The following is an 18,659-nucleotide window of genomic DNA, read 5'->3' as shown; positions in this document are numbered from 1 at the left end:
CGGTGAGACTCTGGATTGCTTCGCTGCGCTCGCAATGACGATGCTGAAGCGCCGTGCTTCTTTCGCAAAGAGTCACACGCAGCCGCCAGCCCACCTAATCATCCAGCTTGTTCAGATCCCGCACGGACTGCATGATCGGCTCGAAGTTCGAGCGCGCATCCAGCGCGTCGAACAATTGTGCGGTGTCCTCCAGCAAGCCGTGCGAGCGCGCGATGGCGATGCGCACGTCTTCCTGTGGCGTGTCCGACAGCCGGCCGTGGCCTGATAGCAGGATCTTCGCGTTCAATCCTTTGAGCCGCTCCAGCGATTCGATGTAGTCGGCGATGCTGCCCGAGCCGAACACGCCGCCCATCACGCCGCCTGGCATGAGCGTATCGGCGGCGAACAACAGCCCCTTGTCCTGATCGAACAGCGTGATGCAGGCCGAGGTGTGGCCGGGCGTGTGCATCACGTTGAGACGGAAATTCCCGAGGTCGATCAGATTGCCTTCTTCGAGCCAGATGTCGATATTAACAGGCACGTTCGGCTCGTTGAACATCTTTCGCAGCATCGAGAAGTCGTCGCGCAGCATGATCTTGTTGGCGGCGAGGCGATGGGCGGCGACGAAGGTGCGGCGTTCGTTGAAGTGCCAGGCCGCGCCGATGTGGTCGAGATGCTCGTGGCTGAGCACCACCATGTCGATCTTCTCCGGCGGGCAGCCGACGAAGTTCAGGCATTCGACCATCGCCGCATAATTCGAGGACAGCCCGGTATCGATCAGGATGGTCCGCGCCGAGCCGCGCACGAGATAGACATTGGCGGCGCGATTGGAGAAACGGATCTGGTAGACGTCGTCCGCCGCCTGGATCAGCGAGCAGGTGTCGTTCTTCATCAGGACCGGAAAGGCCGTCGGCTTGCCGTCGCTCATGATTGGGCCGCCCGGTAGCTGACCGCGTTGGCGGCGCGCAGGCGCTTCGACAGCGCATCCATCACCATCAGCGCAAACGCCGGCTGCTGGCTGACGAGATAGACGAAGCGGGCGTGGTTGACTCTCATCACCTTCGTGTTCGGCGCCGCCGCGATCGCGGTCGCCGAACGTGCGGAGCCGTCGATCACGGCCATCTCGCCGAAGAATTCGCCCTTGCCGAGTTTGATGATGCTGGTCTTGCTGGCGCCGCTGAACTTGGCGATCTCGACCTCCCCGTCGAGGACAACGTACAGCTCGCGGCCGGTCGAGCCTTCCTCGAAGATGATGTCATCGACGCCAAACTCGTTGATGCACTTCTCGATCGTCATGACACCCCCCAAGGGCCTCTGCAGCCGTTCTGGCTGACAGGCAGTCATGTTAGCGGGGTAACAGGGGCGGGCAAACAGCCTGTTCTGGCGGGAGCGTGCCCTACCGCAGGGCAGCATCGGCTGACGATTTGTTGCACGCCGTCACACCGGTTCCACTTTCCCGGCCCAATTCGGCCCCGGATGAGTTCCTAAAATTTTGGTAAGCGGGTCCGCAGGTAAGGAATTCGCAAGCAATGAAAGTTACCAAAAGGTCAACCGAGACTGGAGTATTTGAGCCGTGAGCGAACCAATGCCCGAGCAGGCCGCCCAGGATACTGGCGTCGTCGTAGCCGCAGCGACCGTGCCGCAGGCCATCGAGGCTGCTGCCGGCATCGAGGCCCCCTCGATTGCCCCCGACCACGAGACGCCGCCGAAGCCTGATCCGGTCAAGCCCGATCCAATCAAGGTCGAGCCCCCAAAAATCGAGGCATCGAGGATCGAGACGCCGAAGTTCGAAACCAAAGCCGAGCCCAAGCCAGAAACCAGGTCCGAGCCAAAGCCCGGCAAGCTCATCGTCATGGCACCCGCGGAGCGGTCTTGGGGCGGTGAGGAGTTTGCGCCGCATGTGAAGGCGGACGAGCCGCGCGAGACCGGCGGCAAGCGCCGCCTGTCGGCGATGGCCGCGGTGGTGGCGATTGCGGCCAGTGTCGGCGCCATCAGCGGCGCGCTCGCGACCGCAGGGATGATGCACTTCGCAAGCCCCGCGCCGGCACAGGTCGCCGACACCAGCGCGCTGGAATCCTCGGTCGCCCGGATCGATGCCGATGTCGTCGCGCTCAAGGCCAATGTCGAGCACACCTCCAAGACCGGCCTCGGCCAGTTCAACCGGACCAACGACCGCCTCGACAAGCTCGAGAAGGCGCAAGCCGAGCCGATGGCCAAAATCGCGAAGCTGTCCGAGACCGTCGACAAGCTCCGTGCCACTCCGCCGGCGGCGCCCGCCCAGGCCGCAGCCGCCGTGCCGGCCCGTGAGACCACCGGCTCGATCGCGCCGACCCAAGTTGCGACCGCGGCAGCTGCGCCGGCTCCCGCCGCACCCAAGACCGAGGTCGGCAGGCTGCCGACGGTCGAAGGCTGGGTGCTGCGCGACGTCTCCAACGGCGGTGCACTGGTCGAGGGCCGCGGTGGGCTCTACGAGGTTTATGCCGGTGACCCCATCCCGGGCGTCGGCCGTGTTGATGCGATCCGCCGCCAGGACGGCCGCTGGGTGGTCGTCACCAGCAAAGGGCTGATCGTCGCGCGCTGAGCCGCTCATCATCCGACTTTCGAAGAGGCGCTTCACCACCAGGTGAAGCGCCTTTTTGCTTGAATAGTCGTCCCTGCGCGGTGTTACCTGAGGCATGAGCCGCGCCTTGCGAATTCTCGTTGCTGCTGCCGTATTTTTCGGCGGCATCGTGTCGTTGTTGGCCGCGGAGAACGCGCAACTGGCACGCGGCACGGCGATCACCGATCCCGATCTCCTGCGCGAGCTTGACCAGCACGATGCGCTCACGATCTCACGCCTGTTGTGGCCGGAGCGGAACGCGAACTTTGCGCTGACGACCGATCTGATGTTTTCGTGGCTGTCGCAGCTCAAGGAAATTCGCCCCGCAATCGACGCCGAGATCGACCGCTACGTCGCGCGGCAGAAGGCGGCATATTCGACCGAGACCATCGGCGTCGGCGAGGGCTTCGACGTACAATTGTTCGATCGGGCCAATCTGAAATCCCGCGACACCCGTTTCGTGCTGGCCGGCATCGTCAACCGCATGGACCGGGCCTATGTCTCGGAAGACTCTTGCGGCGAGATCAGGCTGATCTATCGTCTTGCGCGTTTCGAGACCAAACCGGACGGCGGCAGGACAGCCACGCGGCTGCCGATGACGCTCAATCTGGTGATGAAGGCGCGCGACGCGCGCCAGATGGACGGGAGCGGCAAGCCGATCACCTGCGCCGAGGTCGCGCGACGCTGGCTCAGCAATGGCGACTGGCAGGGGCTGATCGGCAGCGACTTCTTCCCTTACGATGCGATGCTCGATCGCATCGAGACCAACGTTCAGATATCGGTTGCAGCGAAATCAGCGCTGCACGATTTCCGCTCCGACTATCTGCTCAAGGTGTTCAAGTACGACGCTGTCTCGAAGACGTTCGCGGAATCGACGCTGGAGAACCAGATCGACCGCGACCGCATTCTCGCCGACAATGATCTCCGGCGCGACTTCAGGGATTGGCTTCTTGCGCCCGATCATCTTCGCGACTTCGATCGCGGCACGGTGCTGATCCCGGAGAAATTCCTCGCCAAGGCTGCAATCGTGCCGACGCCCGCCGGCCTCGATGCTTCTCCGTTGCAGCCGGAGTTCGGGATGATGCAAGGGGAGGGCAACGGAGAGGGACAAGGCGAGCCGGTCTTCTCCGACAATGACGTGGTTGGTGCGCTGAAGCAGGCTGCGGCGCGTGGCATCGATCTGCAGAACGTCCGCTCGGTCGCGGGCTTCCAGCGCCGCCTCAATGACGTCACCTGCGCCGGGTGCCACCAGACCCGCGGCATCGGCGGCTTTCATTTCCCAGGCGTCGATTGGCTTGCGGACAAGCCGTCCAATGCCGCCATCGTGCCGGTCTCGCCGCATTTTCTTGGCGACCAGGTCCGCCGCCGCGACATCCTGACTGCGATGGCCGCAGGCAAACGTCCTGATTTCTCACGTGGATTTGCCAGCCGGCCGCAGACCCGCGGCCGCACTGAGCTGGCCGGGACCGAATATCAGGACGGCTGGGGCGCGCATTGTTCCCTGGAAAATGCGGGATCGGGATCGGCCGACAGGAGTTTTACGTCATGGAACTGTGCTAAAGGATTGACCTGTCAGGCTGCCGCGGCCTCGCGCCGCATCGGCATGTGCTTCATCAAGACGCGTTAGCGCGTGATCCGGACCCGGAGGGCCGCGCCAGCGCAAAGTGTGCAGCGGTTTTCCGAAGATCACGCGCAAGATAAAGCCCACAACCGGTTTGGATGACCCATGACGGACTCCAGCGAAGCCAACAAGGAGCGCAATCGCGAGATCGCGCAGAATGAAGAGGCCAAGCAGGTCACCGGCAGCATCCGCGTCAGCACCTGGGCTGTCACGGTCGTCGTCATCATCGGTGGAATCCTGTTCACGCTCGGCTGGCTGGCGCTGAAGTAGTCGGCACGCTCACTTCGCGTAGTTCGTCATCCGCTTGCCGGGCAGCAGCTCGTAGGCCGGCTTCCACCCGGGCAGTGCGGCCATGCGGCCAAGCCAGGCGTGGATGGCGGGATAGCTTTCCGCGAAATCGAAGCCGTGCTCGTCGCTCGGATAGTGCAGATAGGCCATCATCGAGATATCGGCGACGGTCGGCCTGGTGCCGATCGCGAATTCATTGTGCTGGAGATGGCCGTCGAGAATGCCGAGGAAGTCTTCGAGCCGCCTGCGAAAGTGTTTCAACACCTGCGGATCGTTACTTTGCGTGAAGGCGCGCATGAAGCGGTAGGTCGCCATGTAGCCGGTGAGTTTGTGGTTGTCCCAGAACAGCCAGCGCAGCAGCTCGAACTTTTCCTCCTCGGTCTCGGCACCGAAACGCCCGTACTGCTCGGTAAGCTTGAGCAGGAGAGGCGCGGTCTGCGTCATCTTCACACCGTCGACCTCGAGCACGGGAATCTCGCCCATCTCGTTCACGCTCTTGCGCCATTCCGGCGTGCGCGTGACGCCGCCGGCAAAGTCGGTCCAGACCGGCTCGAACCTCTCGCCGCAAAGCGTCAGCATCAGCGCCAGCTTGTAGCTGTTGCCGGATTCGGGGAAGTAGTGCAGGCGGTAGCTGGGCATGGGACCTCGCGATTACTTTGCCGACTATTATACCGCGATCTCCCGACATCGTCATTGCGAGCGTAGCGAAGCAATCCAGCAATGCGTCCGCGGCGGGATTCTGGATTGCTTCGCTGCGCTCGCAATGACGGGGTTGTGGCAGCGTATTGCCTATCCCACCGCTCCCTGCGACCGCAGCTGCTTGATCGCGGCCTCGTCGTATCCCGCGCCGCGCAAAATCTCGTCACTGTGCTCGCCGACGCCGGGCGGCTTGCGCGGCTGCACTTTCTTGGCGCCGTCGATCCAGATCGGGCTGGAGATGGTGAGCATGGTGTCGTTCTCGAACGGCACCAGCACCTCGTTGTCGAGCATCTGCTTGTCGTTCGGGATGTCGTCCAGGATGCCGACGATGCCGAACACCAGCCCGTTGCCGTCGAGGATCTTGCGCCATTCGGCGAGATCCCTGGTCGCGAAGGTCTCGTCAAAGATCTTGATCAGCTCGACGGAGCGGGCGTGGCGGTCGGGTTTGGTAGCGAAACGCGGATCGGTGATGAGGTCTTCGCGGCCGAGACACCTGGCCAGCGTCGGAAACTGCTTCTCCTCGCTCAGCAGCGACAGGATCAGCCAGCGACCGTCCTTGCACTGATAGTGGTTGGCGACCGCGTTCAACGCGCGTTCGCGCGGCCGCCGCTCGGCGAACTTGGCGCCGCAGAGCTTTGCCTGCGCCAGCACGCTCGCAGCCCACACGCCGTTTGCCATCAAATTGGAGGCGACATGCGAGCCCTTGCCGGTCTTCTCGCGCTGGTACAGCGCGGTGACGATGGCGCCGTAGAACGCCATGGCGCAGGGATGGTCGCCCATGCCGGCGACCGAGCGGGCCGGCGTCGTGTCGGTGTCGGCGCGGACGAGGTCCATCAGGCCGGAGCGCGCCCAATAGGCGTTGCTGTCGAAGCCGGGCTTGTTGGCCTCTTCGCCTTTCTCGCCATAGCCGGTGAAGGAGGCGTAGATCAGGCGATCATTGAGATGGGCGAGGTGGTCATAGGTGATGCCGAGCTTGGTGCGCACCGGCGGCGGCATGTTGGTGATGAAGACGTCGGCCTCTTCCACGAGCTTGTAGAGCACGGCCTGCGCCTCCGGCTTTGCGAGGTCGAGCGCGATGCTCTTCTTGTTGCGGGCCTCCAGCAGCCAGGCGAAATTGTGCTCGCTGGTCGGATAGCCCGGAATGTTGGGCAGGTTGCGGTAGGGATCGCCGGCACCGGGCGGCTCGATCTTGACGACATCGGCGCCGAAATCCGACAGCACGGTCGCGGCCGCTGGTGCTGCGATGAAGCTCGCGCAATCCAGCACCTTGAGCCCTGCAAAAATGCCCTTTTCCATCGCGGAATTGCTCCCTCGCTCGTGTTGTTTCCCGCGCGCTGGAATTGGCGAGGGCCCGTCACGGGCAGCATTAGACCGATGTTTCGGCGGGATGCAACGCTCCTCGCCGCGCCTCACTCATCCCCTGCGAGCAGGGCAGCGTTGCCGCCGGCTGCTGCGGTGTTGATCGTCACGGTCTGCTCGGTCGCAAAGCGCGCGAGGTAGTGCGGGCCGCCGGCTTTCGGGCCGGTTCCGGAGAGGCCGTTGCCGCCGAACGGTTGCACGCCGACGACGGCGCCGATCATGTTGCGGTTGACGTAGATGTTGCCGATCTGGACGCGGTCGACGATCGCCTCGATGGTATCGTCGATGCGGGAATGGATGCCGAGCGTCAGCCCGTAGCCGGTGCGCTCGATGGCTTGCAGGACGCGTTCGAGATTTTCGGCAGGGTAGCGCACGACGTGGAGGATCGGGCCGAACACCTCCTCGGTCAGCTGGCCGGCATCCCCAAGCTCGAAAATATGCGGCGCCACGAAGCAGCCCTTCGGCGCGGTGCCGGCAAAGTGCAGCCGCGCCTCTCTCTTCATTCGTGCGATATGCGCATCGAGGCGCTGCTTGGCCTCGACATCGATCACCGGGCCGATATGGGTCGCGACGTCGCTGGCGTCGCCGATCTTCAACTCGCGCGCCGCGCCCGCGATCATCTCGATCATGCGGTCGGCGACGTCCCCCTGCACGAACAGCAGCCGCAGCGCCGAGCAGCGCTGGCCGGCGGAACGAAACGCCGAGGTGACGACATCGTCTGCGACCTGCTCGGGCAACGCAGTCGCATCCGCGATCATGGTGTTGATGCCGCCGGTCTCCGCGATCAGCGGCACGATTGGCCCGTCCTTGGCAGCCAGCGCTCGGTTGATGCTGCGCGCGACCTCGGTCGAACCGGTGAAGACGATTCCGGCGATATCGGGGTGCGCGGCCAGCGCGGCGCCGACGCGGCCGTCGCCGGCGACGAGGTGCAGCGCGGTTGCGGGGATGCCGGCCTCGTGCAGCAGCCGCACCGCCTCGACCGCGATGCGCGGGGTCTGCTCCGCGGGCTTGGCCACCACGCTGTTACCGGCCATCAGCGCGGCCGTGACCTGGCCGAGGAAGATCGCCAACGGAAAATTCCATGGCGAGATCGCGACGAAGACGCCGCGGCCGCGCATGGCAAGCGCGTTGCTTTCGCCGGTCGGACCCGGCATCGCCACATCGTTGCCGAACAGCTTGCGGCCCTGCGCGGCATAATAGCGGCAGAAGTCGGTGGCCTCGCGCAGCTCCGACAGCGCATCGTCGAGCGTCTTGCCGCCCTCGCGTTGCAGCAGCGCGATAAAATGGGGCGCGCGGTTCTCCAGAAGATGCGCTGCCTGCTCCAGCGCCGCCGCGCGCGTGGCTGCGGGTGTCCGGCTCCAGGCGGCAAAGCCGGCGCGCGCTGCAGCCACTGCCGCATTGGCCTGATCCGGCGTTGCCTCAGTGACAGGTTTAAAGTCGATCGTCTCGGCCTTGACCTCGGTCAGCAACCGCTCGAGCGCGGCGCGCGCGCCGAATTCGACGCCGCGCGAATTGCGCCGTTCCGGCGCGAACAGATCGCCCGGCAGCGGAATTTTCGGATGGGACGCCTGCTGCGGCCGGACGACGGCATCCGCCGGGCGTTGCAACAGCGCCGTAACCGGCACGCGGTAATCGGACGCCTGTGCCACGAAGGAGGAGTTGGCACCGTTCTCCAACAGTCGCCGCACCAGATAAGCGAGCAGGTCGCGATGGCTGCCGACCGGGGCGTAGGTGCGGTAGGCAATCTCGGGGTGATCCTTGGCGAGCTGCTCGTAGAGCGCCTCGCCCATGCCATGCAGGCGCTGGAATTCGAAGCCGCCGTTCGCACCGGCAAGCTCCAGCACGGTCGCGACGCTCAGCGCGTTGTGGGTGGCGAATTGCGGGAAGATCCGCGGCCGCAGACTCAACAGCTTTTGAGCGCAGGCGACGTAGTTCAGATCCGTCATCGCCTTGCGGGTGAACACGGGATAGCCTTCGAGCCCGCGCTCCTGCGCGCGCTTGATCTCGGTGTCCCAATAGGCGCCCTTGACCAGCCGCACCATCAGCTTGCGATCATGCGCGCGGGCGAGCGCATCGACATAGTCGATCACGTCGCCGGCGCGCTTCTGGTAAGCCTGAATCGCGAGGCCAAATCCGTCCCAGCCGGCAAGCGAGGGATCGGCGAGCGTTGCCGCGATCACGTCGAGCGACAATTCCAGCCGGTCGGCTTCCTCGGCATCGACGGTGAAGTTGAGATCATGGGCCTTGGCGCGTTGCGCCAGGTCCAGCAATTGCGGCACCAGTTCGCTCATCACGCGGTCGCGGCTGATCGCCTCGAAGCGCGGATGCAGCGCCGAGAGCTTGACGGAGATGCCGGGCCGGTCGGGCAGGGGATGGTTGCCGGCCGCCTTGCCGATCGTCTCGATGGCACTGGCATAGGCGTCGAAATAGCGCCTGGCGTCGGTGGCCGTGCGTGCGCCTTCGCCGAGCATGTCGAAGGAATGGCGCGCCCTCTCACCCGAGCGCGGCCGGGCCCGCTCCAGGGCCTGCGCGATGGTCTCCCCCAGCACGAAATGATTGCCCATCAGCCGCATCGCCTGGCGCGTGGCGGTGCGCACGGCGGGTGCGCCCAGCCGCTTCACGAGACGGCCGATGGTGCCGTCGGGCGTCTCGCCGGGCTGGATCACCCGCGCCGAGAGGCCTAATGCCCAGGCCGAGGCGTTGACCAGGAAGGCCGTGGACTTGGTCTCGTGGTGGATGAAGTCGCCCTCGCCGAGCTTGTCCTCGATGAACCGGTCGGCGGTGCGCGCGTCAGGCACGCGTAGCAGCGCCTCCGCCAGCACCATCAAAGCGAGGCCTTCCTTGGTCGAGAGCGCGAACTCCCGCAGCATGTCCTCGACCCCGCCAAGACCGCCGCCAAGCCGGTCGTCGCGCTTGCGGATGGCTTCGATCAGCCGCGTCGCGGTGCGGTCGATCCGCGCCTCCTGCGGCGGGCCGAGATGCGCAGACGGCAAAAGGCGCGCGGCGATATCGGCATCATCGGGCGTGTAGGTTGCGGAGAAGGGAGGCGGAATGTTCGGCATGGCGTGTCCTGTGGCTCCGATCCAGGATAATGCCGGCGTTATCTTAGCTCGATAGACAATTTAGCTGATCTGGCTTAGGAAATGAAGCCTCGCAGCCATTTAACCTCATAAAGTATGGAATTAGATCGCACAGACCGGAAGATCCTCTCGATTTTGCAGCAGGACGGGCGAATCGCCAATGTCGAGCTCGCGGAGCGCATCGGGCTGTCGCCGACCTCGATCGGCGAGCGGCTGAAGCGTTTGCAGCGAGAGGGCTTTATCGAGGGCTATGGGGCGCGGCTCAACCCGCACCGGCTCGGCCTTGGGCTCCTGGTGTTCGTCGAAGTGCTGCTCGACAAGACCACGCCTGATCATTTCGAGCGTTTTGCCCGCGCGGTGAAACTCGCGCCCGAGGTGCTGGAGTGTCACATGGTTGCCGGCGGCTTCGACTATCTTGTGAAGGCGCGGCTGGCAGACATGACCGCGTATCGGCGCTTCCTCGGCGAGACCTTGCTGTCGATGCCCGGCGTGCGCGAAACGCGAACCTATGCGGTGATGGAAGAGATCAAGCGCGACGCACCATTGCCGGTGGACTAACGAAGTGCTGTCGCGATTGTCATTGCTGTGGCGTTGAACGGGCGATCTTCGCGGGACAAATAGTTCTCCGTGTGCAATCGCAACGCCTGTCGTCGAATGCACTGACCGTCTTCTGAAATTTTCTTGGCCCGGCTCCCGGATCGATCCGGGAGTTAGCGAAAGCCGCCGGGCTTATACTTTGAGGTTCTCTGCGGAGCTTTTGCCTCGGTTTGCGATCTCTTCATATTCCACCGTCTGCCCTTCGTTCAGGGACGACAGGCCGGCTTTCTGCACTGCCGAGATATGCACGAACACATCCTTGCCGCCCGACGCAGGCTGGATAAATCCATAACCCTTCGTCGGGTTGAACCACTTGACCGTACCTTTAGCCATCACGACTTCTCCGCGGGTCTTCCTCCGAGATCGCGAACCGCCAGTCCCCGCCAACCGGCCGGTTCGGTCTAATACGATACGCGGAATGTGGCTGGCTTGGTAGCTCAAACCACATCCGCCTTTCGCCGAATTCCGCTCAACTTCGCGGCGTTTTTGCCGGATTTGCCCGTTTCGCGGTCACTTGGTCCGCGCGCCGCGTGCCATCCGTCAATAAGTCGCGGCCAGATAATCGACGATCTTGCCGACATCGGCATCGTCGATCGGCGCGCCATAGACCTTGATCATCTTGGTGACCTCGGCCTGCCAGAAACCTTTCTTGTCCTTCATCGGCGGCTGCGTGTTGATGTAGTCGGCGGAGTGGCAGGCGCTGCAATTGCCCTGCACGACTTCAAGATTGGGCCCGGGCTTGAACGCCGCGACCTCATCGGGGGTCTTGTAATTGACCGGTGCTGCAAGTGCAGAACCCACCACGGCGGCGAGCGCGAGCGAAATGGCGAGAAGAGCGGTGCGCTGCATGATCATTCCCCTCAAGCCACGGTGACGCGGACGGTTTCGACGACGTTGCGCAAGTAACCCGCCGGATTCCAGCGCGGCGTATCCGGCTGGGTTTCGCCGCCATTGCCAGTGGCGCGCACCTTGAGCTCGTGAGAGCCCGCCGCGAGCTTCACCGGCAGCGTCCATTCACGGAATGAGTATTTGCCGAGATCCTTGCCGAGCTTGGCGCCGGTCCAGGTCTTGCCGCCGTCGGTGGAGACCGCGACCTCCTTGATACCCTTGCCGCCGTCGAAGGCGATCCCGCGCAGCGTCGTGCCGCCTGCTTTCAGCTTGGCTCCGTCGGGGACGCTGGTGATGAAGGAGCGGATGGTGAAGCGGTTGATCGGGATCGTCGCCTTCGGTGCAGTGCCCGGCTCGACCGCATTGTTCGGCGTGTCCGGAATGCGATAGGCCGACTTCATCCAGAAGCCGTCATAGACATTGTCGATGACGGTGATCTCGTTGAGGTGCTTGACCCAATAGGTGCCGAAATAGCCGGGCACGATCAGGCGCAGCGGAAAGCCGTTGAGGAACGGCAGGTCCTCGCCGTTCATGCCATAGGCCAGCATCACCTCGCCGTCGCTGGCGTGATCGATATCGAGCGCCTTGACGAAATCGGGCGTCTTGTCGCTGACCGGACCGTCCATGCCGTTGAAGGTGACCTGCTTGGCGCCGCTCTGCACGCCCGCCATCGCCAGCACCGCCTTCAGCGGCACGCCGCGCCAGCGCGCATTGCCCATCGCGCCGTTGGCGAGCTGGCCGCCGGCCACCCGCGGATCCAGGAAGCCGCGGCTGTTGCCGGAGCACTGGTTGACGGCGACGATCTCGGTCGCCTTCATCTTCCTGATGTCCTTCAGCGACAGCTTGAGCGGCTTGTCGACCTTGCCCTTGACCTCGAGCGTGAACTTGTCGGGGTCGAGACTGTAGGGCAGGTCGGACAGGTGATAGCGCACGAAGAACGCGTTATTCGGCGTGATCGGGCCGTCGTTGAAGACCGTGAACGGCGTCTCGAGCTGCGGCGGGCGACTGGTCAGGCCGATCATCGGCCGCTTCTGCGGATATTTCACCAAAGGCCGTTCGCCATTGGCGAAGGGCAGGGCGACGGTGTCGAGTGCCAGCGCTTTGGTCGAGTTCAGTGCAGTCGCAACAGCGGCAAGGCCCGCTCCTTTGAGCAGGTCGCGTCGATCGAACATGTGGTCTCCTCCCGGAGCTTTTCGGTGGATCACGGTCATCACCGCGATCTCGCACTCATGTGTCGCAACGACTCAGTTGAAGTCAATTCGTGCTTTCGCAGCAGGCCCATGTCGTTGCGTTGCAGCAAGCCGGTGTTACGCCGCGACGCGTTCGCCGTGGTCGACGAGTGCCGACAGCTCCCTCGCGTCCGCGACGACGCGCACGGCCATCGGTTCGTCGCGGCCGCGGATCGCGACCTCCTGCTGCGGCAGCGCATCGTCGGCAAGGCCCGCGGTGCGGCGGACTTCCTCCGAGACGATCGCTTCGCAGGCCAGTGTCTTGGTCATGTCCTGGAGGCGGGCCGCGACGTTGACGGCATCGCCCAGCGCCGTGAATACGATGTGATCGCGATAGCCGATGTCGCCGATGATGACCTCGCCGCCGTGGATGCCGATGCCGAAGCGGATCGGCTGGCGCAGATCGTGGCTCAGGAGCTCGTTCAGATCGTCGATTTGCCTGGCGATGCCGGCGGCGGCCTTCAGCGCCTGCCGGCAGGCTTCTTGTGGATCGGCGCTCAGCCCGAACAGCGCCAGCATACCGTCGCCGACAAACTGGTTCGGCTGGCCGCCATTCTCGATCACGGCCTGCGAGACGGCGCCGAGGAAGCGGTTGACGATGAACACGGTGTCGAACGGCAGCCGCTTCTCGGCCAGCTGCGTCGAGCCGCGCATGTCTACGAACAGGCTGACGAGATAGCGCTCCTGGCCGATTCTGGCGGGCGTCGAGGCCTGTGTGCTCGCCGTCAGGGTATGCGCGGTGAAGAGCTGGAAGAAGGAGAGATCTGATGTCGGCCGCAGCTGGCAGGCCAGCCTGATCGAGGGATCGCTGGTGCCGACGCGGGTGAGCACGAACGCCTCGCGCTGCGACGGCTCGGGCAGGGCGTCATGATCGCCGATGATGCGGATGCGACAGGTCGAGCAGCGGGCGCGGCCGCCACAGACGCTGGCATGCGGCACATTGTGGCGCAGACTCGCCTCCAGCACGGAGAGGCCCTTTGGGACGCGCACCGTCTTGCCGTTGCCGTAGGACAGCGCGATCATGCCACCGCGTCGTTCGCGCAAGGCCCGCACGCCGCGTGCGGCGAGCGCCAAGGCGAGCAATCCGAGATAACCGGCGGTGAGGCCGCCGGTGATGCGGTCGAGCGTCGTGGCCTCGGCAGCCGTGCCGACCTGGCGGCGCGTGAGATTGTGCGTCCGCCATTCCCCGTCGTCGGCCTCGACCTCGACGCTGCGGCCACCCTGGTAGACACCCAGCAGCGACAGCGTCGGGATCAGCACGGCCGCCGCGAGCAGATAGGGCGCCGCGCGCGTGAAGAACGGTTTGAGACGAAGCCAGAAATAGATGCCGATGCAGCCGTGCACCCAGGCGATGAGAAGCAGGATCGTCATGGTCCAGATGCGGTTCGACGCAACGAAGAACAGATAGAGTTCCTGCGGATAGAGCTTTTGGTGCCCGTACAGCGTCTGGCCGAGCCGCACGCCGATCACATGCCCCATGACCAGCGCGGGGATGCTCAAGCCCAGCACGAGCTGCAGCGGCTCGACCGTCCGCCAGCGGAACTGCCGGCGCTGATACAGTGCATAGATGCCGAGCCCCATATGCGTGAGCGCCGCCGTGTAGAACGTGATCGCAACCGGCAGGAACTGCCAGAACAGAGTGTGGTAGTAGACCCCGATCTCCATGGCATCGACCGAGATGTTGCCGAGCGCATGGTTGAGGAAATGGCTGACCACATAGGCGAACAGGATGACGCCGCAGACCAGCCGCACCTGGCGCACGCTGATGGCGCGGGAAAGCTCGGAAAATCGTGAGGATGCGGTAGCGGCCATGATTCTGTTGTATCAGTTCATGAAGGAGAACAGCCAGCGTCGCGTTTAATTCCGGGGATGGCCAGCTTGCGGGATCACATCCGCGGCAGGGTGACGAAATCGTAGGGTGGGAAGGCGTCTTGGCGCCGTGCCCACCAATCGGCACTTGTGGTGGGCACGCTTCGCTTTGCCCGTCGGGGCTGGGATCGCGACAGCGGAATAGGTCGATCCGTCCCCAACATTGACTCCCCCTCCCAGGTTGGCGAAAAGCGCCGCCGTGACGACAGCTCCCGACATCACGATGCCCCCCGTAGGCGCGGCGCGCCGGCCGCTCGTCATGGCCGCGGCGATCATTGCTGCGATGACGCTGCTGCGCATGGTCTACGCCTCCGCAATCGAGCTGCGTACGGACGAGGCCTATTACTGGACGTGGTCGCAGGAGACGGCGCTCAGCTTCCTGGATCATCCCCCCGGCATCGCCTGGCTGATCCGGTTCGGGACCGCGATCTTCGGCGACACCCCGCTCGGTTTGCGCTTCGGCGGCATCGTCGCGATGCTGGTGACGCAGCTCCTGCTCGCAGATATCGTCCGCCGCCTCACCCACGATGTGCGCGCCGTCGTGCTCGCGGTGCTGATGCCGGAGGCCGCGCTCTATTACGGCCTGCTAATGGCCAAGGTCGCGCCCGATGTCGCCATGATCCCGTTTGCGGTGGCGATGATGTGGTGCCTGGTGCGGCTTGCGCAGGGCGGCGATCGCCGCTGGTGGCTCGCGGCCGGCCTGTTCGCCGGGCTGGCGATGTTGTCGAAATTTACCGTGATCATGTTCGCGCCAGCGGTTGCCGCCTTTCTGCTGGTGCCGGATTGGCGCTGGCGCTGGCTGCGCAGCCCCTATCCGTATCTCGCGGTCCTGATCGCAATCGCCGTATTCTCGCCCGTCCTGATCTGGAACGTGCAACACGACTGGGCCGCGATCCGCTTCCAGGGCGTGCGCGCCACCACCAGCTACGGCATCTCGCTCCGCACCTTCGGCGACTACATCGGCCTGCAATTCGGACTGGTCGGCTTCGTCATGCTGCCGGTGGTGCTGACGGGGGTGGTGATGACGGCGTGGCGCGGCTATCGCACGCGCGAGCCGGTCGCGATTTTGTTGTCGACCGCGGTCCTGGTGCCGTTTCTCTATTTCCTCGCGAAATCCCTGACCCTCCGCGTCGGCGACACCTGGCCGATGTTCATGTGGCCGGTGGGTTTCGCCGCCGCCGCTGTCAACCTCACCATGCTGTCGGGCGAAGGAAGATCGGCACGGATGGTCAGGGCGTCGCTGTTCTGGGCCAACACGGCAGTGGTCTCGGGCATCGCCTTTGTCGTCATCGTGTTCTTCTATTACGTCGCCGCGCCCTGGAATTTGCTCGGCAAGATCGATCCGGTCGGCGCTGAATCCGGCTACGAGCAGGTCGCCGCGCGCGCACAGGCCGCATTGGACGAGACCGGCGCGACCTGGATCGCCACGACGGACTACCGCACCTATGCCATGATGCGCTGGCTTTTCAGGGGCCGCGTGCCCGTGATCGAGATCAACGAGCGCGGCCGCTTCCAGGACTTTCGTGATCCCGGCATGGATCGGATCAAGGGCCACGCCGGCATTTATGTCGGACGCGAGCCGGACAACCGCTCATCGCTGTGGGAGAACATCCCCGCCAGGCGCGAGTCGCTTGGTCAAGTCGAACGCCGCTGGCGCGGTCTCGTGATGGACAATTATGTGCTGGAGAAGCTCTCAGGCTGGACGCCGGAGCTGTCGCCGCCGACGAACTCGCCGCTGTTCCAGTGGCGCGTGCTGGCTTTCGTCTCCCCGCAAGCGTGGGACGGCAAACAGAATGCTACTCCTCCTCTTCCTTCTTCCGCAGCAGATCCGTGGCGAGATCCGACAGCTTCGGCGGCGGCAGTGCCGCGAACGGCAGCGGCCGGGTGACGTCGATCGCGGCGAGGCCCAGCCGCGCCGTCAGCAATCCATTCAGCATGCCTTCGCCCAGCCGCTGCGACAGCTTCGCCGCAATGCCGTGGCCGAGCATCTGCTGCACCAGGCTGTCACTCGCGGCCATGCCGCCGGTGATGGCGAGATGGGCGATGACGTGGCGGAGCAGGCGGATCATGCCGAGTGCGCCGGGGCGGCCGCCATAGAGAAAAGCGAGCTGGCGGATCAGGCGCAGCGACGCCACGAACACGAACAACACGTCGATCAGCGCGCGGGGCGAAACCGCCGTGACGATCGAGACCTTCTGCGCGGCTGATGACACCAGCCGCCGCGCCTCGATGTCCAGCGGCGACATCAATTCGCGCTCGGCGAGCCGGATCATGTCGGCGCCGTCGATGATCTCCCCGGCGTGGCTCTCCAGTGCGGCACGGGCGCGCGCGAGCTGCGGGTTCTGATGTGCGATCTTGAGCAGATCCTGCACGATGATTCGGCTCTCCTTGCGATCGTCGCTGGCAAGAACAGCGGCCGCGCGCTGATGTAGCTTTTCGATCGTTGCCAGCCGCGCCAGCCCGAACGCCTCGCGTCCGGTCACCACCGCGAGCGCAAGCGCGGTGACGAAGGCAAGCGCCAGTCCGACGAAGCCGAGGCTTTCGCTGCGCGCAAACAGATCCTCGATCAGACGGACAACGCCGAGTCCGACCCCGAGCAGCGTCAGCCCGGCAACGCCGGACCAGAACAATGTGCCCCAGGGAAAGCCGCGCCGCGCCGGAAGCGTCGTTGCGATCGGCACCGGCAAATTCGCCGGATCGGGCTCCGGCGTGATCTGGATGGTGGTGCGACCGAGCCGGGTCGTCTCGTCGGCTTCGGTGACGACAACACCGGGGTCGTCGAGCCGGAACGTTGCCGGCCGCCGTGACTTTGATCGGTCGTTCATGACAATTTGTCTCCGATCAGGAACTGCAAGGCACGGTCGAGACGGATGTGAGGCAGCGCCGGCTGGTCGGCGCCCTCGCGTTCGAGCTTTGGCGGGCGGAAGCGCAGGAAGCGAAAATCGCTTCTGTCGGCGGCCTCGGTCGAGAGCCCGCGGAACGCATCGGTGCCGTTGAACAGCGGCTCGGGATCGAGCGGCAGGTCGCCCGGAAAGGTTGCCACCTCGGTGTTGCCGTCGAAGAACTCGCCGCCGGCGCTTTCGCCCGCGGCCGGCGTTCCCAAAATCGACGGCAATTTGTCACGGCCATGCGCGACCTGGGCCTCGCGCGTGGCGCGGACGGCGGCGAGCGCGACGACGTCGATCGCAGCGCCGGTAGTTTCCGCGCGCGCAACCGCGTGGGTGACTGCGCGGCGCAGCACGGCCTCGAGCCGGTCATGGCTGGAATGATGCAGATGATCCGCCTTGGTCGCCGCGAACAGAACGCGGTCGATCCGCGGCCGGAACAGGCCGGAGAGGATCGTGCTGCGGCCGATGTTGAAGCAGTCGAGAATGCCCGCGAGTGCGGCTTCGAGATCGTGCAGCGCTTCGGGGCCGGCGTTGAACGCGGCGAGCGCGTCGGCCAGCACGATCTGGCGATCGAGCCGGGCAAAATGATCGCGGAAGAACGGCCGCACCACGACGTCCTTGTAGGCCTCGTAGCGACGCACCATCATCGCCCACAGCGATCCCTCCGGCGCCTGGCCGCCCGCGGGCACGTCGAGCGGCGCAAAGGTCAGCGCCGGTGTGTCGGCGAGATTGCCCGGCATCAGGAAGCGGCCGGGCGGCAGCAGGCTCATCGCAAACCGCTCGTCGCGGCAGCCTTGCAAATAGCCCCTGAACAGCTTTGCGGCCGTGAGCGTCGCCTGCTCGTCCTCGCGCGCCTCGGGCTTGAGCGTTGCGAGATGCGCGTGCCAGTCCGCGGCAAGATGGACGCGCGGCGCCTCGCGCGACAACGCAAGGCTTTCGGCCGACCATTGCTCAAAACTCTTCTGGAGCAGCGGCAGGTCGAGCAGCCACTCGCCGGGATAGTCGACGATGTCGAGCGTCAGCGTGCGGTCGGCGCCGTTCGGGCGCTGGTAGTCGATGACGAGCCTGAGCTCGCTGATGTCGACAGTCGAGCTCGGCCAGCGCCGCTCCTCGATCAGCGCGCGCAAATGGCTCTCATAGGCAAAGCGCGGCACGGCGTCGTCCGGCTGTGGCGCCAGATGCGCCCGCGCGATCCGCCCGGATGAATAGGCCTCGAATACCGGAAACCGCCCACCGCGCGTCAGACCGTGGATCAGCGCGGTGATGAACACCGTCTTGCCGGCCCGCGACAGGCCTGTGACCCCGAGCCGCACCGTCGGGTTGAAGAAGTGCCCGCCATAGTCGATCAGCGCCCTCGCCGACAACCGCGCTTCTTCGACCATATCCTGGAAACTGAATGCCATTTGAACGTTAAGTGATCTCGGCGGCAGAAAATGTGTGACCGATCACAAAAGTGGCAATTGCGTGGGGAAAATCAAGCTTCATACTTCCACCTCCTTTGTCGGCAAATCACCCGTTTGAACGACGCGCCGGTCCCGAAACACCCATACAAGAGGGTATTGT

General features: G+C 64.7%; 16 protein-coding genes. 5 read left to right on the top strand and 11 right to left on the bottom strand.

Annotated features, from left to right (window positions below):
• Positions 1 to 94: 94 nt before the first annotated feature.
• A complete protein-coding gene (locus N551_RS0100265; RefSeq protein ID WP_027520235.1) occupies positions 95 to 907 on the bottom strand; it encodes an MBL fold metallo-hydrolase in 813 nt (270 codons plus the stop codon).
• Positions 904 to 1,275, bottom strand: coding sequence for a Crp/Fnr family transcriptional regulator (locus tag N551_RS0100260; RefSeq protein WP_027520234.1), 372 nt, complete (start codon positions 1,273 to 1,275; stop codon positions 904 to 906). Before N551_RS0100260 ends, N551_RS0100265 begins: the two co-directional genes overlap by 4 nt.
• A gap of 289 nt (positions 1,276 to 1,564) precedes the next feature.
• On the opposite strand from N551_RS0100260, the gene N551_RS0100255 reads away from it, so the two are divergent.
• From N551_RS0100255 to N551_RS38570, 3 genes are all read left to right on the top strand, one after another.
• A complete protein-coding gene (locus N551_RS0100255; protein ID WP_027565241.1) occupies positions 1,565 to 2,560 on the top strand; it encodes a hypothetical protein in 996 nt (331 codons plus the stop codon).
• 94 nt (positions 2,561 to 2,654) lie between these two features.
• On the top strand, positions 2,655 to 4,205 hold the full coding sequence (locus tag N551_RS0100250; protein WP_027565240.1) for a hypothetical protein: 1,551 nt from the start codon (positions 2,655 to 2,657) through the stop codon (positions 4,203 to 4,205).
• Between the two features lie 99 nt (positions 4,206 to 4,304).
• Positions 4,305 to 4,469 (top strand): hypothetical protein, encoded by a 165-nt coding sequence (locus tag N551_RS38570; protein WP_197031092.1) that lies wholly within the window; start codon positions 4,305 to 4,307, stop codon positions 4,467 to 4,469.
• Between the two features lie 9 nt (positions 4,470 to 4,478).
• On the opposite strand, the gene N551_RS0100240 is transcribed toward N551_RS38570, so the two are convergent.
• The 3 genes from N551_RS0100240 to putA all read right to left on the bottom strand — a co-directional run bounded on the left by N551_RS0100240 (position 4,479) and on the right by putA (position 9,607).
• Complete coding sequence (locus tag N551_RS0100240; protein WP_027565239.1) at positions 4,479 to 5,126, bottom strand: glutathione S-transferase family protein; 648 nt, start codon at positions 5,124 to 5,126, stop codon at positions 4,479 to 4,481.
• A gap of 150 nt (positions 5,127 to 5,276) precedes the next feature.
• Positions 5,277 to 6,482 carry a CaiB/BaiF CoA-transferase family protein gene (locus N551_RS0100235; RefSeq protein WP_027565238.1) on the bottom strand — a complete coding sequence of 402 codons (1,206 nt, stop codon included), beginning with the start codon at positions 6,480 to 6,482 and terminating at the stop codon, positions 5,277 to 5,279.
• Positions 6,483 to 6,595: 113 nt separating this feature from the next.
• Positions 6,596 to 9,607, bottom strand: coding sequence for a bifunctional proline dehydrogenase/L-glutamate gamma-semialdehyde dehydrogenase PutA (putA, locus tag N551_RS0100230; protein WP_027565237.1), 3,012 nt, complete (start codon positions 9,605 to 9,607; stop codon positions 6,596 to 6,598).
• 114 nt (positions 9,608 to 9,721) lie between these two features.
• Between putA and N551_RS0100225 the strand changes: the two genes are divergently transcribed.
• Positions 9,722 to 10,183 carry an Lrp/AsnC ligand binding domain-containing protein gene (locus N551_RS0100225; RefSeq protein ID WP_027565236.1) on the top strand — a complete coding sequence of 154 codons (462 nt, stop codon included), beginning with the start codon at positions 9,722 to 9,724 and terminating at the stop codon, positions 10,181 to 10,183.
• A 171-nt stretch (positions 10,184 to 10,354) separates the two neighbouring features.
• Here N551_RS0100225 and N551_RS0100220 read toward each other — a convergent pair whose 3' ends face one another.
• The 4 genes from N551_RS0100220 to N551_RS0100205 all read right to left on the bottom strand — a co-directional run bounded on the left by N551_RS0100220 (position 10,355) and on the right by N551_RS0100205 (position 14,151).
• Positions 10,355 to 10,555, bottom strand: coding sequence for a cold-shock protein (locus tag N551_RS0100220; RefSeq protein WP_007596519.1), 201 nt, complete (start codon positions 10,553 to 10,555; stop codon positions 10,355 to 10,357).
• 207 nt (positions 10,556 to 10,762) lie between these two features.
• Positions 10,763 to 11,071, bottom strand: coding sequence for a sulfite:cytochrome C oxidoreductase subunit B (locus N551_RS0100215; RefSeq protein WP_027565235.1), 309 nt, complete (start codon positions 11,069 to 11,071; stop codon positions 10,763 to 10,765).
• A gap of 11 nt (positions 11,072 to 11,082) precedes the next feature.
• Positions 11,083 to 12,282, bottom strand: a complete 1,200-nt coding sequence (locus N551_RS0100210) for a molybdopterin-dependent oxidoreductase (protein WP_027565234.1) — start codon at positions 12,280 to 12,282, stop codon at positions 11,083 to 11,085.
• 135 nt (positions 12,283 to 12,417) lie between these two features.
• Complete coding sequence (locus tag N551_RS0100205; protein ID WP_027565233.1) at positions 12,418 to 14,151, bottom strand: adenylate/guanylate cyclase domain-containing protein; 1,734 nt, start codon at positions 14,149 to 14,151, stop codon at positions 12,418 to 12,420.
• A 280-nt stretch (positions 14,152 to 14,431) separates the two neighbouring features.
• Between N551_RS0100205 and N551_RS0100200 the strand changes: the two genes are divergently transcribed.
• Entirely contained in the window at positions 14,432 to 16,096 is a 1,665-nt protein-coding gene (locus tag N551_RS0100200) for a glycosyltransferase family 39 protein (RefSeq protein ID WP_245287736.1), read from the top strand.
• Here the strand turns inward: N551_RS0100200 and N551_RS0100195 are convergent.
• Together N551_RS0100195 and N551_RS0100190 are read right to left on the bottom strand one after the other, a co-directional pair.
• Entirely contained in the window at positions 16,005 to 17,033 is a 1,029-nt protein-coding gene (locus N551_RS0100195) for a YcjF family protein (RefSeq protein ID WP_027565231.1), read from the bottom strand. The two genes, N551_RS0100200 and N551_RS0100195, sit on opposite strands and share 92 nt — an antisense overlap.
• Positions 17,030 to 18,499: a YcjX family protein gene (locus N551_RS0100190; RefSeq protein ID WP_027565230.1), complete on the bottom strand. Its 1,470-nt coding sequence runs from the start codon at positions 18,497 to 18,499 to the stop codon at positions 17,030 to 17,032. The genes N551_RS0100195 and N551_RS0100190 overlap by 4 nt, the downstream gene beginning before the upstream one ends.
• Positions 18,500 to 18,659 lie beyond the last annotated feature (160 nt).

The organism is Bradyrhizobium sp. URHA0013 (genome assembly GCF_000518345.1).
Lineage (GTDB): Bacteria > Pseudomonadota > Alphaproteobacteria > Rhizobiales > Xanthobacteraceae > Bradyrhizobium.
Note: the sequence above shows the minus strand (reverse complement) of the source record. Positions and strands in the feature narration are given on the sequence as shown.

Bases quoted from the DNA above. Each gene is read 5' to 3' on its own strand.
- N551_RS0100265 (WP_027520235.1), bottom strand. From the start codon at position 907: ATGAGCGACGGCAAGCCGACGGCCTTTCCGGTCCTGATGAAGAACGAC.
- N551_RS0100260 (WP_027520234.1), bottom strand. From the start codon at position 1,275: ATGACGATCGAGAAGTGCATCAACGAGTTTGGCGTCGATGACATCATC.
- N551_RS0100255 (WP_027565241.1), top strand. From the start codon at position 1,565: ATGCCCGAGCAGGCCGCCCAGGATACTGGCGTCGTCGTAGCCGCAGCG.
- N551_RS0100250 (WP_027565240.1), top strand. From the start codon at position 2,655: ATGAGCCGCGCCTTGCGAATTCTCGTTGCTGCTGCCGTATTTTTCGGC.
- N551_RS38570 (WP_197031092.1), top strand. From the start codon at position 4,305: ATGACGGACTCCAGCGAAGCCAACAAGGAGCGCAATCGCGAGATCGCG.
- N551_RS0100240 (WP_027565239.1), bottom strand. From the start codon at position 5,126: ATGCCCAGCTACCGCCTGCACTACTTCCCCGAATCCGGCAACAGCTAC.
- N551_RS0100235 (WP_027565238.1), bottom strand. From the start codon at position 6,482: ATGGAAAAGGGCATTTTTGCAGGGCTCAAGGTGCTGGATTGCGCGAGC.
- putA (WP_027565237.1), bottom strand. From the start codon at position 9,607: ATGCCGAACATTCCGCCTCCCTTCTCCGCAACCTACACGCCCGATGAT.
- N551_RS0100225 (WP_027565236.1), top strand. From the start codon at position 9,722: ATGGAATTAGATCGCACAGACCGGAAGATCCTCTCGATTTTGCAGCAG.
- N551_RS0100220 (WP_007596519.1), bottom strand. From the start codon at position 10,555: ATGGCTAAAGGTACGGTCAAGTGGTTCAACCCGACGAAGGGTTATGGA.
- N551_RS0100215 (WP_027565235.1), bottom strand. From the start codon at position 11,071: ATGCAGCGCACCGCTCTTCTCGCCATTTCGCTCGCGCTCGCCGCCGTG.
- N551_RS0100210 (WP_027565234.1), bottom strand. From the start codon at position 12,282: ATGTTCGATCGACGCGACCTGCTCAAAGGAGCGGGCCTTGCCGCTGTT.
- N551_RS0100205 (WP_027565233.1), bottom strand. From the start codon at position 14,151: ATGGCCGCTACCGCATCCTCACGATTTTCCGAGCTTTCCCGCGCCATC.
- N551_RS0100200 (WP_245287736.1), top strand. From the start codon at position 14,432: ATGCCCCCCGTAGGCGCGGCGCGCCGGCCGCTCGTCATGGCCGCGGCG.
- N551_RS0100195 (WP_027565231.1), bottom strand. From the start codon at position 17,033: ATGAACGACCGATCAAAGTCACGGCGGCCGGCAACGTTCCGGCTCGAC.
- N551_RS0100190 (WP_027565230.1), bottom strand. From the start codon at position 18,499: ATGGCATTCAGTTTCCAGGATATGGTCGAAGAAGCGCGGTTGTCGGCG.